Source organism: Nocardia sp. NPDC004722 (assembly GCF_053601505.1).
The window spans coordinates 1-14,113 of record NZ_JBSGBY010000165.1 but is presented as its reverse complement, the minus strand read 5'-3'; the positions used below and the strand labels follow the sequence as shown (position 1 = coordinate 14,113).

The 14,113-nt window shown below is 65.9% G+C and carries 14 protein-coding genes and 1 pseudogene; 10 read left to right on the top strand and 5 right to left on the bottom strand.

Going from position 1 to position 14,113, the window contains the following annotated elements:
* The 7 genes from ACWELQ_RS18210 to ACWELQ_RS18180 form a co-directional block, all read left to right on the top strand.
* Nucleotides 1-830: cytochrome P450 (locus ACWELQ_RS18210; protein WP_452398214.1), on the top strand; the 830-nt coding region annotated here is incomplete at its 5' end.
* Between the two features lie 293 nt (nt 831-1,123).
* Nucleotides 1,124-2,026, top strand: a complete 903-nt coding sequence (locus ACWELQ_RS18205) for a L,D-transpeptidase (RefSeq protein WP_452398213.1) — start codon at nt 1,124-1,126, stop codon at nt 2,024-2,026.
* A gap of 240 nt (nt 2,027-2,266) precedes the next feature.
* Complete coding sequence (locus tag ACWELQ_RS18200) at nt 2,267-3,196, top strand: carbohydrate ABC transporter permease (RefSeq protein WP_452398212.1); 930 nt, start codon at nt 2,267-2,269, stop codon at nt 3,194-3,196.
* 53 nt (nt 3,197-3,249) lie between these two features.
* Nucleotides 3,250-4,041, top strand: a complete 792-nt coding sequence (locus ACWELQ_RS18195; RefSeq protein WP_452398215.1) for a carbohydrate ABC transporter permease — start codon at nt 3,250-3,252, stop codon at nt 4,039-4,041.
* Nucleotides 4,042-4,075: 34 nt separating this feature from the next.
* A complete protein-coding gene (locus ACWELQ_RS18190) occupies nt 4,076-5,410 on the top strand; it encodes an ABC transporter substrate-binding protein (protein WP_452398211.1) in 1,335 nt (444 codons plus the stop codon).
* Nucleotides 5,411-5,435: 25 nt separating this feature from the next.
* The gene (locus ACWELQ_RS18185; RefSeq protein ID WP_452398210.1) at nt 5,436-6,515 is read left to right on the top strand and encodes an ABC transporter ATP-binding protein; all 1,080 of its coding nucleotides are present in this window, start codon (nt 5,436-5,438) and stop codon (nt 6,513-6,515) included.
* Nucleotides 6,487-7,674 carry an alginate lyase family protein gene (locus ACWELQ_RS18180; RefSeq protein WP_452398209.1) on the top strand — a complete coding sequence of 396 codons (1,188 nt, stop codon included), beginning with the start codon at nt 6,487-6,489 and terminating at the stop codon, nt 7,672-7,674. The genes ACWELQ_RS18185 and ACWELQ_RS18180 overlap by 29 nt, the downstream gene beginning before the upstream one ends.
* A gap of 1 nt (nt 7,675) precedes the next feature.
* Here the strand turns inward: ACWELQ_RS18180 and ACWELQ_RS18175 are convergent, their stop codons facing one another.
* From ACWELQ_RS18175 to ACWELQ_RS18165, 3 genes are all read right to left on the bottom strand, one after another.
* Nucleotides 7,676-9,658, bottom strand: coding sequence for a M13 family metallopeptidase (locus ACWELQ_RS18175; RefSeq protein ID WP_452398208.1), 1,983 nt, complete (start codon nt 9,656-9,658; stop codon nt 7,676-7,678).
* 90 nt (nt 9,659-9,748) lie between these two features.
* The gene (locus ACWELQ_RS18170) at nt 9,749-10,129 is read right to left on the bottom strand and encodes a DUF397 domain-containing protein (protein WP_452398207.1); all 381 of its coding nucleotides are present in this window, start codon (nt 10,127-10,129) and stop codon (nt 9,749-9,751) included.
* Between the two features lie 31 nt (nt 10,130-10,160).
* The gene (locus ACWELQ_RS18165) at nt 10,161-11,012 is read right to left on the bottom strand and encodes a Scr1 family TA system antitoxin-like transcriptional regulator (protein ID WP_452398206.1); all 852 of its coding nucleotides are present in this window, start codon (nt 11,010-11,012) and stop codon (nt 10,161-10,163) included.
* Nucleotides 11,013-11,101: 89 nt separating this feature from the next.
* On the opposite strand from ACWELQ_RS18165, the gene ACWELQ_RS18160 reads away from it, so the two are divergent.
* On the top strand, nt 11,102-11,575 hold the full coding sequence (locus tag ACWELQ_RS18160) for a hypothetical protein (RefSeq protein ID WP_452398205.1): 474 nt from the start codon (nt 11,102-11,104) through the stop codon (nt 11,573-11,575).
* A gap of 10 nt (nt 11,576-11,585) precedes the next feature.
* Here the strand turns inward: ACWELQ_RS18160 and ACWELQ_RS18155 are convergent, their stop codons facing one another.
* On the bottom strand, nt 11,586-12,140 hold the full coding sequence (locus ACWELQ_RS18155) for a DUF4190 domain-containing protein (RefSeq protein ID WP_452398204.1): 555 nt from the start codon (nt 12,138-12,140) through the stop codon (nt 11,586-11,588).
* 9 nt (nt 12,141-12,149) lie between these two features.
* Nucleotides 12,150-12,923, bottom strand: coding sequence for a pirin family protein (locus ACWELQ_RS18150; RefSeq protein WP_452398203.1), 774 nt, complete (start codon nt 12,921-12,923; stop codon nt 12,150-12,152).
* A 248-nt stretch (nt 12,924-13,171) separates the two neighbouring features.
* On the opposite strand from ACWELQ_RS18150, the gene ACWELQ_RS18145 reads away from it, so the two are divergent.
* Both ACWELQ_RS18145 and ACWELQ_RS18140 read left to right on the top strand, forming a co-directional pair.
* Nucleotides 13,172-13,645, top strand: a complete 474-nt coding sequence (locus ACWELQ_RS18145; RefSeq protein WP_452398202.1) for an NUDIX hydrolase — start codon at nt 13,172-13,174, stop codon at nt 13,643-13,645.
* Nucleotides 13,646-13,659: 14 nt separating this feature from the next.
* Nucleotides 13,660-14,113: pseudogene (locus ACWELQ_RS18140) on the top strand (hypothetical protein); the annotation flags it as partial.

Genomic DNA, 14,113 nt, shown 5'->3' with positions numbered 1-14,113 from the left:
CCACCGAATTCCTGGAATCGTTCGGCCCGACACTGTTTCTCCTTCCACCGTTGCGCCGCAATATGTTCGGACTGTCGGGCTGGGAAAGATTCAGTGCGGCAAGGGATCGGCTCGACGGACTCATCGACGCCGAGGTGGCGCGGCGGCGCGCGGACGGCGGCGGCCAGGAGGACCTGCTCGCCCTGCTGCTGGGCGCCCGCTACGAGGACGGCAGTGCCATCACCGACCTCGACCTGCGGGAGCAGTTGCGCACCCTGCTGGTCGCTGGGCACGAGACCACCGCGACCACACTGGTCTGGGCGCTCTACCGGCTGCACCGCGAACCGGCCGCACTGGACCGGCTGCTGGACGAATTGGCCTCGGCCGGAAGCGATCCGGATCCGGCGACGCTGATGCAGCTGCCGTATCTGGACGCGGTGTGCCAGGAGACGCTGCGGCTGCATCCACCGGTACCGATCGTATTGCGCAGGCTGACCGGTGATTTCACCCTGCGGGACGTGCCGCTGGTGGCGGGGGACACCATGGGGATCTCGGTGCAGCTGCTGCACACCGATCCGGCGGTGTGGCCGCGACCGCGGTCGTTCCGGCCGGAGCGGTTTCTCGAACGGCGCTACAGCCCCTTCGAGTTCGCGCCGTTCGGCGGCGGCCACCGGCGGTGCGTGGGCGCGACGCTGGCCGACTATGAACTTCGAATTGTGTTGGCTACTGTACTGACCGGGGTGCGGCTGCGGCTCGCGCCCCGCTTCGCCCGCTTCGGCGCACCGCTGTCGGTGCCGCACACGATCACGGTCGGGCCGCGCTCGGCGATCAGGTTCGACGTTCAACCCTGAAGCGGCATCCGTGATTTCGATCACAGTGAGGTTTCGGGAAGCGATCACTCCGAAACCGGCCGCAGCGGTGTCACTTTCGGGGAATCGCCGACGCCAACGGCGCAGACACGCCACCCGGGCAACCCACCCGCACCGATGTGACGCGGCACACACCGATGAGTCGGTATGCATAACTGGCACAAGCCAATTGGCTTGCGGGACGGATCGCTGTAGTAATGGAGCCGGGGTTGGGACCTGCGCGGGTGAACTGCGCCCGCAGTCTTGCGTGTACGAAGATCTGAGAGGACCTTGCTGTGCTGCTTACCCGCTATCGGAGAACGGGACTGATCGCCCTCGCCGCTGTCGCGGCGACCGGAGCAGTGGTGGTGGCACCGGCATCGGCGACCCCGCTATGGCCGGGCGGCCCCGAACTCCCGGGTGTGCCGTCGGCCGTCATGCCGCAGCCGGAGAACGGCTCGCTGCCCACCGATCCGAACGCCAACGCGCCGATCCCGCCCGCCAACTTCGCGGCCCCGAACGTCAGCCCCGGCGACGGGGATGTGGTCGGCGTGGCCATGCCCGTCATCATCAACTTCAAGGACCCGGTCAGCGACCACGCCGGCGCCGAGAAGGCCATTCGCATCACCTCCACCAACAAGGTGAACGGCCACTTCTACTGGATGGGCGACAAGCAGGTGCGCTGGCGGCCGGAGGACTTCTGGCCGGCGGGTTCCAAGATCACCGTCCAGGCGGGCGACACCAAGGTGGCCTACGAGATCGGTGACGAGTTCATCGCCACCGCCGACGACGCCACCCACCAGATCACCGTCACCCGCAACGGCGAGGTCGTGAAGACCATGCCCACCTCCATGGGCAAGAAGGGGCACGAGACCCCGAACGGGACCTACATCGTCAGCGAGAAGAACCGCAAGATGATCATGGATTCCTCGACCTACGGTGTGCCGGTGACCGATCCGCAGGGCTACAAGCTCGAGGTCGAGTACGCCACCCGCATGTCCAACAGCGGCATCTTCGTGCACGCCGCCCCGTGGAGCGTTGCGCAGCAGGGCTATTCGGACACCTCGCACGGCTGCCTGAACGTCTCCACCGAGGACGCCAAGTGGTTCCAGGAGAACGTGAAGAAGGGTGACCCGGTGATCGTCAAGAACTCCATCGGCACCTTCAGCACCGGCGACGGCTGGGGCGACTGGAACTGAGTTCCGACGTTCGACAAGAAGGGCCCCGCTCATTCGAGCGGGGCCCTTCGTCTTGCTGTTGGTCGATCGTTCACGTGGTTTTGGTCACCAAATCAATTGGGCTTTCGTACCATTCGTCCCATGTCCGCGCCCCCTTCTGGTGTGTCCGGTGAACAGTCGGTGGCGCGTGTCGACCGACAGTTAAGCGACCTCCCATCTGGAATTAACCAGTCATTAGCCATCGGCCGTAAAGCTGCGCGGGTGCGAACATGGCCCGAACGAGTACTCCCGACGCCCCCCGGGCGCGGGTGGCGAAGCAGACCCTGGCAGGACTATGCGCTGTTCGTCGTGCTCGTGGTGCCCAACCTGATCCTGCTGGGCGTCTTCGTCTATCGGCCGCTCGCGGACAATGTCCGGCTCTCGTTCACCGACTGGAACATCTCGGCGACCGGCATGAACTGGGTCGGCTTCAGCAACTACACCGAGTGGTTCGGCCGCAAGGACTCCTGGCAGATCGTCCAGAACACGGTGATCTTCACCGTCGCCGCGGTACTCGGCAGCATGCTGCTGGGCCTGGCGCTGGCCATGTTGCTGGATCGCAAGCTGTTCGGGCGCAATGTGGTTCGCTCCGCGATCTTCGCGCCCTACGTCATCTCCGGCGCCGCCATCGGCGTGGGCTTCCAGTTCATCTTCGACCCGGGCTTCGGCCTGATCCCGGATCTGCTGGAAAAGCTGGGGATTCATTCACCGGACTTCGCGCAGGACCCGCACTGGGCGCTGTTCATGATCACGGTGACCTACATCTGGAAGAACCTCGGCTACAGCTTCGTCATCTATCTGGCGGCGCTGCAAGGGGTTCGGGCCGATCTGATGGAGGCCGCCGAGATCGACGGCGCGAGCCGCTGGACCACCTTCAGCCGGGTGCTGCTGCCGCAGCTGCGGCCCACCACCTACTTCCTGTCCATCACGGTGCTGCTCAACTCGCTGCAGGTCTTCGACCTCATCAATGTGATGACGCGCGGCGGGCCCATCGGCACCGGCACCACCACCATGATCTATCAGGTCTATCGCGAATCCTGGGTCAACCAGCGCGCCGGATACGGGGCGGCCGTGGCCACCATCATGTTCCTGGTGCTGCTGATCGTGACGCTGGTGCAGGTGCGCATGATGGACCGGGGGGACGAGAAGTGAAGACGCTCAACGCGAATCGGGAGCTTTTCGCGAAGCTGTTCGGCTACGCCGCCATGCTGTGCGTGCTGATCATCGTCGGCGTCCCGCTGTACTACATCCTGACCCGCTCGTTCATGGCGCACGCGGAGGTCTACACGCAGCCGGTGACGTATTGGCCCGAGCACTGGCTGGTGTCGAACTACAAGGAAGCCACCACGACGCTGCCGTTCTGGCAGTTCCTGCGCAACTCCATCATCGTGACCGTCATCGTGTCCGGGGTGAAGTTCGTGCTGGGCGTGCTCAGCGCCTACGGGCTGGTGTTCCTGCGCTTCCCGGGCAAGAACATCGTGTTCCTGGTGATCATCGCGGCGCTCATGGTGCCCAACCAGATCACCATCATCTCCAACTACGCGCTGATGTCGCAGGCCGGACTGCGAAACACGTTCGCGGGCATCATCCTTCCGCTCTGCGGCGTCGCCTTCGGCACCTTCCTCATGCGCAATCACTTCCTGTCGCTGCCCAGCGAGGTCATCGAGGCCGCGCGCATGGACGGCGCGGGCTGGTGGCGGCTGCTGACCCGGGTGGTGCTGCCCATGTCCGGGCCGACCATGGTGGCGTTCGCGGTGGTCACGCTCGTGAACGAGTGGAACGAATACCTGTGGCCGTTCCTCATGGCCGACGACGCCCGGGTGGCCACCCTGCCGGTCGGCCTGACCCTGCTGCAGAACACCGAGAACCCCAGCGTCACCAACTGGGGGCCGGTCATGGCCGGGGTCATCCTGACCATGCTGCCCATTCTCATCGTCTTTCTGGCACTACAGCGCCAGATGATCAAGGGCCTCACCTCCGGTGCGGTCAAGGGCTGAGAGTCCGAATATGAAGTTCCAGAAGGAGATTCCCGTGTCCGATTCTCGTTTTCCCGCGCTGTCGCGCCGCGGGTTTCTCGGCCTCGCCGGTGCGGCCGCGGGCGCGGCCGCGCTGACCGCGTGCGCCGGTTCCGGCGGTGGCGGCACACAGGGTGGTGACTCCAAGACCATCACCTTCTGGTCCAACCACCCCGGCACCTCCAAGGACCAGGAAACCGAGCTGATCAACCGGTTCCAGGCCAAGTACCCGGACCTCAAGGTCAACCTCGTCGACGCGGGCAAGAACTACGAAGAGGTCGCGACCAAGTTCAACGCGGCGCTGTCCGGCGGCGACCTGCCCGACGTGGTGATCCTGTCGGACGTGTGGTGGTTCAACTACGCGCTCAACGGCACCATCGAACCGCTCGACAGCCACTTCGCCGCGGCGAATGTGAACGTGTCCGACTACGTGGACACCTTCATCGGCGACTACAAGTTCAACGGCAAGACCTGGGCGCTGCCCTACTCGCGGTCGACGCAGATCTTCTACTACAACAAGGATCTGTGGTCCAAGGCCGGTCTGCCCGACCGCACCCCGAACAGCTGGGACGAGTTCGACGAGTGGGGCCCGAAGATCCAGAGCGTCATGGGCGGCGGCGAGAAGTGGGCGCACGGCTGGGGCGACGCCAAGAACTACCTGGCCTGGACCTTCCAGGGACCGCTGTGGACCTTCGGCGGCGCGTACTCCGACGAGTGGAAGCTGAAGTTCAACGACGCGGCGTCCATCAAAGCCGGTAACTACCTGCGTGATTCGATGAACACCAAGAAGTACGCGAGCATCCGCCCCACCTACGCGGTCGACTTCGGCAACGGCATCATCGCCTCCGCCATCGGCTCCACCGGTGACCTCAAGAGCATCAAGACCAACTCCGCGGGCAAGACGGAGTTCGGCACCGGTTTCCTGCCGCACCCCAACGGGCTGGCCGGCGCCACCACCGGCGGTGCGGGCCTGGCGATTCCGTCGCGCATCAGCGATGCCCGCAAGGCGAACGCGCTGAAGTTCATCGACTTCATCACCAATACCGAGAACACCTCGTACTTCTCGCAGGCCACCGGCTATGTGCCGGTGCGCAAGTCGGCGCAGCAGGATCCGAGCATGGCCGACTTCCTGGCCAAGAACCCCAACTTCAAGACGGCCATCGATCAGCTGCCGCTGACCAAGCCGCAGAACTACGCGCGCGTGTTCGTGCCCGGCGGTGACCAGATCATCGGCACCGGGCTCGAGAAGATCGGCCTGCAGAACGCGGATACGGCAGCCACTTTCGCCGATATCACCACCCAGCTGCAGACCATCATCGACCGGCAGATCACGCCGAAGCTGCCCAAGTAAGTACTGAGCGAGGAGATCCGCCGGCATGGCGACTGTGCAGTTCGAGGGTGTTTCCCTCACCTATCCGGGCGCGCCCGGCCCCGCGGTCGAAGACCTGAACCTGGAGATCGCCGACGGCGAATTCCTGGTGCTGGTCGGGCCTTCGGGCTGCGGCAAGTCCACCAGTCTGCGCATGCTGGCGGGTCTCGAGGCGGTGACCGGCGGGCACATCCGCATCGGCGGCCTGGATGTGACCGGGCTGCCGCCGCGCTCACGCGACGTGGCCATGGTGTTCCAGAGCTACGCGCTCTACCCGAACATGACCGTGGCCGAGAACATGGGCTTCGCGCTGCGCAATGCCGGAATGAGCAAGGCCGACACGCTGGTTCGGGTGAAGGAGGCCGCGGCCATGCTCGAGCTGGAGGACCTGCTCGACCGCAAACCCGCCCGGCTGTCCGGCGGTCAGCGCCAGCGCGTCGCCATGGGGCGGGCCATCGTGCGGCGGCCGCAGGTGTTCTGCATGGACGAGCCGCTCTCCAATCTCGATGCCAAGCTGCGGGTTTCGACCCGCTCGCAGATCGCGGCGCTGCAGAAGCGGCTCGGCACCACCACCGTGTACGTGACCCACGACCAGGTCGAGGCCATGACCATGGGGCATCGGGTGGCGGTGATGAAGGACGGGAAGCTGCAGCAGGTCGCGGCTCCCCGTGAGCTGTACGACAATCCGGTCAATACCTTCGTGGCCGGATTCATCGGCTCCCCGGGCATGAACCTGCTCACCGCGCCGGTGCGCGAGGGCGCGGCCGTCATCGACGCGTTGCGGATTCCACTGCCGCACGCGGTCGAGGGCAAGCACGTGGTCGTCGGCATCCGCCCCGAATCCTGGGAGGTCACCACCGATTCGAGCAATGCGCTCGCGGTCGAGGTGGAACTGCTCGAGGAGCTGGGTTCGGAATCGTTCCTCTACTCCCACGGCGTCGCCGACGAGTGGTCCAGCCGCTCGGGGCGGGTCGTCGCCCGCGTCGACCGCCGCTTCCAGGTGGCGCTCGGCGACCGTCTGTACTTGACTCCCAAGCAGGATGAACTCTTTTTCTTCGATGCGGAAACCGAAGAGCGCCTTCGCTAGATACGGCCTGGCGGCGCTCGCGTCCGCCGCGGCACTGAGCTTGCTGCCGGGGTGCGCCCCGGCGGCGAGTCATGCCGCGCCGCTGCTGTTCGCGCATCCCGGTGTGCTGGTTTCACGGGAACAGCTCGACTTCGCCAAGCAGCAGGTCGCGGCCGGGGCACAGCCCTGGAAGGGCGCGTTCGATCAGCTGATCGCGAGCCCGTACGCGGCGCTCGACCACAGGCCGGTACCTCGTGCCGTGGTGGACTGCGGCTCATATTCCAAGCCGGACAACGGCTGTACCGATGAACGCAAGGACGCCGTCTCGGCCTACACCGACGCCCTGGCCTGGTACCTCACCGGCGACGGACGGTACGCGGACAAGGCGATCGAGATCATGGACGCGTGGTCGGGCACGATCACCGATCACACCAATTCGAACGCGCCGCTACAGAGCGGCTGGGCCGCGTCCATCTGGACCCGCGCGGCCGAGATCGTCCGGTACACCTACAACTGGCCCGGCGCGGCACATTTCGGCGACATGCTGCGAAACGTGTACCTGCCCAAGGTGATCAACGGTTCGCAGTCCAACGGCAACTGGGAACTCACCATGCTCGAGGCCACCCTCGGCATCGCGGTGTACACCGAGGATCGGCCGACCTACGACAAGGCCGTGGGCATGTATCTCGACCGGGTCCCCGCCTACATCTACCTGTCCTCCGACGGACCGCTGCCGAAGATCTCCGCGCGCAGCAATCTGCGCACGCCAGAGGCGATCATCAAGTACTGGCAGAACCAGTCCGTGTTCGTCGACGGCCTGGCCCAGGAGACCTGCCGCGACTTCGAGCACACCGGCTATGGTCTGTCCGCCATCGCGCACATCGCCGAGACCAGCCGCATCCAGCACGAGGATCTCTACCCGCAGGTCGGCGACCGGCTCCGCGCGGCCTTCGAATTCCACGCCAAATACGAACTGGGCGAACCACTCCCGGCCGACATCTGCGGCGGCAAGTTCGACAAGAAGCTCGGCCCGACCACCGAGGTCGCCCTGAACGCCCTGCACAACCGGATCGGCCAGGACCTACCGGAGACCCAGAGACTGACCGATCAGCTCCGCCCCGAGGGCGTGCTCATGTTCAGCCTCTGGGAGACCCTGACCCACGCGGGTAACCCGAACTGAGCTACCAGATCTTCACGCGCTCTGCGGGATCCAGGTAGAGCGCGTCGCCCTCGGTCACCTCGAACGCCTCGTGGAAGCTGTCGAGGTTGCGGACCACGCCGTTGCAGCGGAACTCCGGCGGCGAATGCGGGTCGACGGCGAGACGGCGGATGGCCTCCTCGGTACGAGCCTTGGTGCGCCACACCTGCGCCCAGCCGAAGAACACCCGCTGCAGACCGGTGAGCTCGTCGAGCACCGGGGTTTCCCGACCCTCGGTGGCGATCCGGTACGCCTCCAGCGCGATCGACAGGCCGCCCAGGTCACCGATGTTCTCACCGATGGTGAACTCGCCGTTGACCGTGTGGTCGTCGCCGAGATCCTTGGGGGAGAACTGGTTGTACTGCGCGATCAAAGCCTTGGTGCGCTTGCCGAATTCGGTGCGATCCGACTCGGTCCACCAGTCGACCATATTGCCGTCGCCGTCGTACTTCGAACCCTGATCGTCGAAGCCGTGGCCGATCTCGTGGCCGATGACCGCGCCGATACCGCCGTAGTTGGCGGCATCGTCGGCGTTCATGTCGAAGAACGGCGGCTGCAGGATGGCGGCCGGGAAGACGATCTCGTTCATGCCCGGGTTGTAGTAGGCGTTCACCGTCTGCGGGGTCATGAACCACTCGCCGCGGTCCACCGGTCCGCCCAGCTTGTTCAGATCCCGATCATGTTCGGCGGCATAGCCGTTGCGGTAGTTGCCCACCACGTCGGCCGGATCCACCGCGATATTCGAGTAGTCGCGCCACTCGTCCGGGTAGCCGATCTTGGGGGTGAACTTCTCCAGCTTGGCCAGCGCGGCCTGCCGGGTGTCGGGGCCCATCCACTCCAGCTGGGAGATATTGCGGCGGTATGCCTCCTGCAGGTTCTCCACCAGTTCGACCATGCGGGCCTTGGCCTCCGGCGGGAAGTGCCGGGCCACATAGAGTTTGCCGACCGCCTCGCCTAGCAGATCCTGCACCAGCGAGACGCCGCGCTTCCAGCGCTCGCGATTCTCCTGCGCGCCGGTCAGGGTGCGGCCGTAGAAGTCGAAGTTGGCCTCGACCAGCTCTGCGGTCAGATACGGGGCGCGTGCCTTCACCACCCGCCACGCCGCCCACGCCTGCCAGTCCTCGAGCGACTCCGCGCCCCACACCTGCGCGAAGGTGCGCACGTAATCGGGCTGGCGGACCACCAATTCGGCGAACAGCTCGGCACCGGAACGCTCCGAGCCCGCAGCCAGCGCGGAAGTCCAGGCGGCCCAGTCGAATTCCGGGTTCTCGGCGGCCAGCGCCTCGAAAGTGGTGAGGTTGTAGCTCAATTCGGCGTCGCGGCGGCGCACCACGTCCCAGTGGCCCGCGGCCAGCTTGGCCTCCAGATCGAAGACCCGCTGCGCGTCGTAGTCCAGGCCCGCCAGCTCGAACATGTGACGGATGTGGGCGACGTACTTCTCGCGGATCTCCGCGTATTCGTCCTTGTGGTAGTACGACTCGTCGGGCAGGCCGATGCCGGACTGGGTGGCGTGCACCAGGTAGCGGGTGGAGTTCTTGTCATCGGTGTCGACGTAGAAGGCGAGCGCGCCGCCCACACCGGTGCGCTGCAGGCGGCCGATGAGCGGGGCGAACTCCGAACGGTCCGACACACCGGCGACGGCGGCCAGCTCCTCGGCGATCGGGGTCAGGCCCGCGGCCTCGATGGCCTCGGCGGCCATGAAGCTGTTGTACAGGTCGCCGATCTTGCGCTCTTCGGAGCCGGGCGCGCCGCCCGCTGCGGCGGCATCCTGAATGATTGCCTGCACGTCCCGTTCGGCCTGGTCGTAGAGCGTGCGGAAGGCACCGTCGACCGCCCGATCGGCCGGTATCTGATAACTGTCCAGCCATTTGCCGTTGACGTGCGCGAACAGGTCGTCCTGCACCCGCACGTCCGCGTCACGGAAGGACAGGTCGATACCGGAAGGAGGCGTCAGCTGCGAAGTCACGATCCCCAGTATGCCGACTCCGGAGGCACACGGCCGGTGTGTGTGAACTTCGCACCCCTTGCGTTCACGATCAGTGAACGCAATGCGGCGTCAGGCCGATATGGGTGTTCGGTCGAACTCCCCGTCCCGGACCCCGGCGACAAAGGCATCCCATTCGCCAGGGGTGTAAACGAGGATGATCTCTCCGCGCCGGAGAGTCGTGTGGCCGTCCGCACCGGTCTCCGCGATGAGCGCGGTGCGGTGGATATGGCGGCCCAGCACAGTGGCGAGGAATGACATCCATTCGAACGCTGTGACGGTGATGATGGGCTCGTCGTCAAGGCGATGTTCCGGATTGCGCCGGTACTTGCTGTCGCGGATGAGCACCGCATCACCGTCGAATCGAACCTCCACGCACTGATTTCCGTTATTGGTACGAGACGACGTGAACCAGCCGGTGGATTCCGGCTGATACTTCGCGGTGGTTTGCATGGGCTGCATTTTACAGTTACACATGCGTCTCCTACCCTTGCGAATATTGTTTGATCAACTCCAAAGATTCTGCGCGACCTAGAGATTGGTCCATCGCGCGCACAAATGCGAACCCCAGATCGCGAATCTGCTCCGGATCCTCCACGGCCCCACCGAAAACCGCGCCCTCCACCCAGGTGAAGGTCGGAAGATTCTCGGAAGCGAAATCCAGCAGATGGAAACTCGAGCTGCCCAGTAGCGCGCCGCGGGTAGCGGTGAACGGAATCACCCGCACCGTAACCGAATCCAGTTCGTCGAGCAGGTGCGCCAGGTGTTCGAGTTGCCCGCGCAATACTTTCGGGCCGCCGATTTGTTGCAGCAGTGTCGCCTCGCCGATCACGGCGGTCAGCTCCACCCGGTCGTCGCCGCGCAATCGCTCCTGCCGCCGCAACCGCACGGCGACAAGCTGTTCCACCTGCACCGGCCGAATCATGACGTCGGCGCTGATCAGCGCCCGCGCGTATTCCTCGGTCTGCAACAGCCCGGGGACCACCAGGCTGTCGTAGCTGCGAATGCTCTCCGCACCCAGCTCCATGCCGTAATACCGTTGCAGCTCGGGGCCGATGAGCGCCGAGGACTTGGCCCACCAGCCGCGCTCCTTGCTCAGCGCCAGCAACTCCAGCAGCTCCTCGCGTTCCTCACCCTCCACCTCGAGCAGCTCGAGCACCGGGCCGATGGTGTTGGCGGTGAGCACGCGCCTGCCCTTCTCCACATGCGACCAGTTGGCCGGAGTGAAGCCGACGCGCTTGGCGAAGGTCGCCGAATCGAAGCCGCACTGCTCGCGGAGTTCACGCAGCCGCAGGACCAGCTCCCACCGGGCGACAGTGGGTGAGACGGGTGCCATGGTCGTTGACTCTACGCCTACAACTCGCGGGCGTGTGACTATTGTCATACCGATTGCCCCGGCATAGGGTCGGTAGCAGGAGGTTCGCCATGAGCGCGCTGGACCCGTCCTCATATACCGATACGCAGGAAGCCCTGGCCCGGTGCCGGCGCTATCGCAAGGAGCACGGCCTCTACGGCGTGGTGGACTCGGCGCTGGGCCGAATCATGTTGGAGGTCGGGGCCGTCGGAGCCGTGACCATGCCTACCGACCTGGGAAGGCAGGTCCGCGACCGGCTCGTCGCGCAGCATCGCTGCGGTCCGATCATCGCCCACCCGCGCTCGGGGCGATGGACGTTCCTGACCGGTCCGATGGACGGGTCGTACCTCGACACCGACCTTTTCTCGGACCTTTTTCGCGATTGCGCATCCGTAGCGCTGCCGGGCAGCAATATCGTGCTGCCCTCGCCCTCGGACGAGCACAGCGGCTACCGGGTGTGGATTCACCCGCCGGAGGGCGACTTTCGGCCGGACCTCGCGGAGGTCCTCACCGCTACCCGCCAGTGCCGCCCCGTCACCGGGTAGGCACCTCCCGTCAGCGAGTGGGCTCGGGCGTCAGGGTGACGCTGAACCTGTCCTCGATGCGCTTGTTGAACTCGTCCTGGCACTGCTGTTGCTTGGCGGTGTCGTTGCCCGCCTTGTTGAGGCAGTCGATCAGGTCGGTGCCGCCGGTGTCCTTGACGAAGACCCAGACGACCAAGCCGACGATGATGCCGCCGATCAGGCCGATCGCGCCCAGGATCGCACCGCCCAGCGCCATCCCGAACCCACCCGAGCGGCCGCGCCGCGCCCGCACCATCGCGATGACGCCCAGCACGATCGCGATCACGCCGAACAGCACGGCGAAGATCGTGAACACGACGGTCCAGAAGGTGAGCACGCCCAGAATGCCGAAGACCAGGGCGGTGATCGCCATGCCCTTGCCCTGCGGCGACTCCTGCCAGTACTGCGGCCCGCCGGGCGGCGGATAGCCACCGGGCGGAGCGGGCGGGTACTGACCATATGGGCCGGGTTGACCAGGTTGGCCGGGCTGACCGTACTGGCCCGGTCCCGGCTGACCGTACTGATCCGGCGGCGGGTACTGGTTCATGAGGTGATGCTATTGCCCGCCGAGCCGGGCATGCATCTCCCACACCAGGATCTCCGACGGCATATCGGCCACCACACGCTGACCGCCGCTCCGCGCCAGCCGCACCGCGTCACCCTCGTACAGGGTGCCCGCCCCCTCCATCTCCACCTCGCCGCGCGCGATGAAGACATGCAGGTAGGGCGCCTCCGGCAGCCGGATCTCGGCCCCCTCGCCCGGGAGCCGAGCGACATGCAGGGCGGAATGGCTGCTGGCGATGGCGATGGCGGTGCGGTCGCGATAGCGGGGCAGGCCCGAGGCCACCGTGACCTGACCGCCGCTCGCCAGTTCGTCGTCGACCTCGAGCTGCTGATAGCCGGGAGTCAGCCCGGAATCGTCCGGCACCACCCACATCTGCACGATGTGGACCGGCTCCTGATGTTCGGGCGCGGCACTGATCCGCCACGAATCGTTCTTCTCCGAATGCAGGATGCCGGTGCCCGCGCTCATGCGCTGGGCCAGACCCGGATAGATGACACCGTTGTGCCCGAGCGACTCCTGGTGCACCAGGCTGCCACTCAAGACCCAGGTGACGATTTCCATATCCCGATGCGGATGGGTTTCGAAGCCCTCACCGGGGAGGACGATGTCCTCATTGTTGACCAGCAGCAGGCCGTGATGGGTGTTGTCGGGGTCGTAGTGTTCCCCGAACGAGAACGAATGCTTCGAATCCAGCCACGCCACACGGGTTTTCATGCGGTCGCCGCCACGATGGATATCGATGTGTGGTGTCGTGAGGGTGGACACCGCCGTACTCCTCTCACCGGCGAGCACCGATCGGGTTCCAGGGTAGGGGCACAATCTATGCCTCGCGCTGAACTCCAGGTAAATAGTCTAGCGTGGGAGCACCGTCGCCCCGCCCGCTGCCGACCAGGCACTTCGACCCAGGCAGTAGGTTCGGGCAAATACCCGGCGACCCGTTCACGCCCCGGCGGGCTCCGGTCGGCGACCGTATCATGATGTGCCGCAAGCGAAACGGGAGGGAGAGCAGGGGGATGCGACCCGAGGTACTCGCGGGCATCGAACGCGAGCTCCGACAGCAGGCCGGCAGCGAGGGCATCGTCCACTTCGTGGTGGGCGTGGCCGTCTTCCGGGGTGGCAAACTGCTGGTCGTGCGGCGTGTCGCGGATGGCAGTTCGAATGCGGGGATGTGGGAACTGCCCGGTGGGGGAGTGGAATCCGGGGAATCCTTCGCCGAGTGCGTGGTCCGCGAACTGTTCGAGGAGACCGGCCTGCGGGTCGTGCGCATCACCGATGTGCTGGGCGGGTTCGATTACGCGACGCGCACCAAATCGCGGGTGCGCAAATACAGTTTCGTGGTCGACGCGCAGGCCGACGAGATCCGGCTGGATCCGGCCGAACACGACCGCTACCAGTGGATCGACGCCGACACCGTCGACAACCTACCCATGGCCGACGATATGCGCGCCGCGGTCTTCGCACTGGTGACCACACACCCGGCGCGGTGAATCGAGGTGTCGTCGTGACCGCGGCCGCGCCCGCCACCACCCTGCGCGAGCGGGTCGCGGCGGTCCGCACCGGGCTGCGCGAGAATCCCGGCACCCTGCGGCTGACCACCGTCCGGCTGGCCGGACAGTTCGGCGACGGCATGTTCCAGGCCGCGCTGTCGGGCGCGATCCTGTTCAACCCCGAACGCGAGACCGATCCGCTGGCCATCGCGGGCGGGTTCGCGGCGCTGCTGCTGCCGTATTCGATCATCGGGCCGTACGCGGGCGCGCTGCTGGACCGCTGGGATCGCCGCCTGGTGCTGCTGGTCGCCAACCTGCTGCGGGCGGTGTTCATCCTGCTCACCGCGGCCGGGCTGCTGGCCGGAATCCACGCGACGCCGCTGCTGCTGGGCGCCCTGGCCGTGGTCGGGGTGAGCCGGTTCGTGGGCGCGGGCATCTCGGCCTCGCTGCCGCGGGTGCTGTCGCAGC

Bases quoted from the DNA above. Each gene is read 5' to 3' on its own strand.
- ACWELQ_RS18160 (WP_452398205.1), top strand. From the start codon at position 11,102: ATGAGCGCGCTGGACCCGTCCTCATATACCGATACGCAGGAAGCCCTG.
- ACWELQ_RS18185 (WP_452398210.1), top strand. From the start codon at position 5,436: ATGGCGACTGTGCAGTTCGAGGGTGTTTCCCTCACCTATCCGGGCGCG.
- ACWELQ_RS18145 (WP_452398202.1), top strand. From the start codon at position 13,172: ATGCGACCCGAGGTACTCGCGGGCATCGAACGCGAGCTCCGACAGCAG.
- ACWELQ_RS18155 (WP_452398204.1), bottom strand. From the start codon at position 12,140: ATGAACCAGTACCCGCCGCCGGATCAGTACGGTCAGCCGGGACCGGGC.
- ACWELQ_RS18170 (WP_452398207.1), bottom strand. From the start codon at position 10,129: ATGCAAACCACCGCGAAGTATCAGCCGGAATCCACCGGCTGGTTCACG.
- ACWELQ_RS18180 (WP_452398209.1), top strand. From the start codon at position 6,487: ATGCGGAAACCGAAGAGCGCCTTCGCTAGATACGGCCTGGCGGCGCTC.
- ACWELQ_RS18195 (WP_452398215.1), top strand. From the start codon at position 3,250: ATGCTGTGCGTGCTGATCATCGTCGGCGTCCCGCTGTACTACATCCTG.
- ACWELQ_RS18165 (WP_452398206.1), bottom strand. From the start codon at position 11,012: ATGGCACCCGTCTCACCCACTGTCGCCCGGTGGGAGCTGGTCCTGCGG.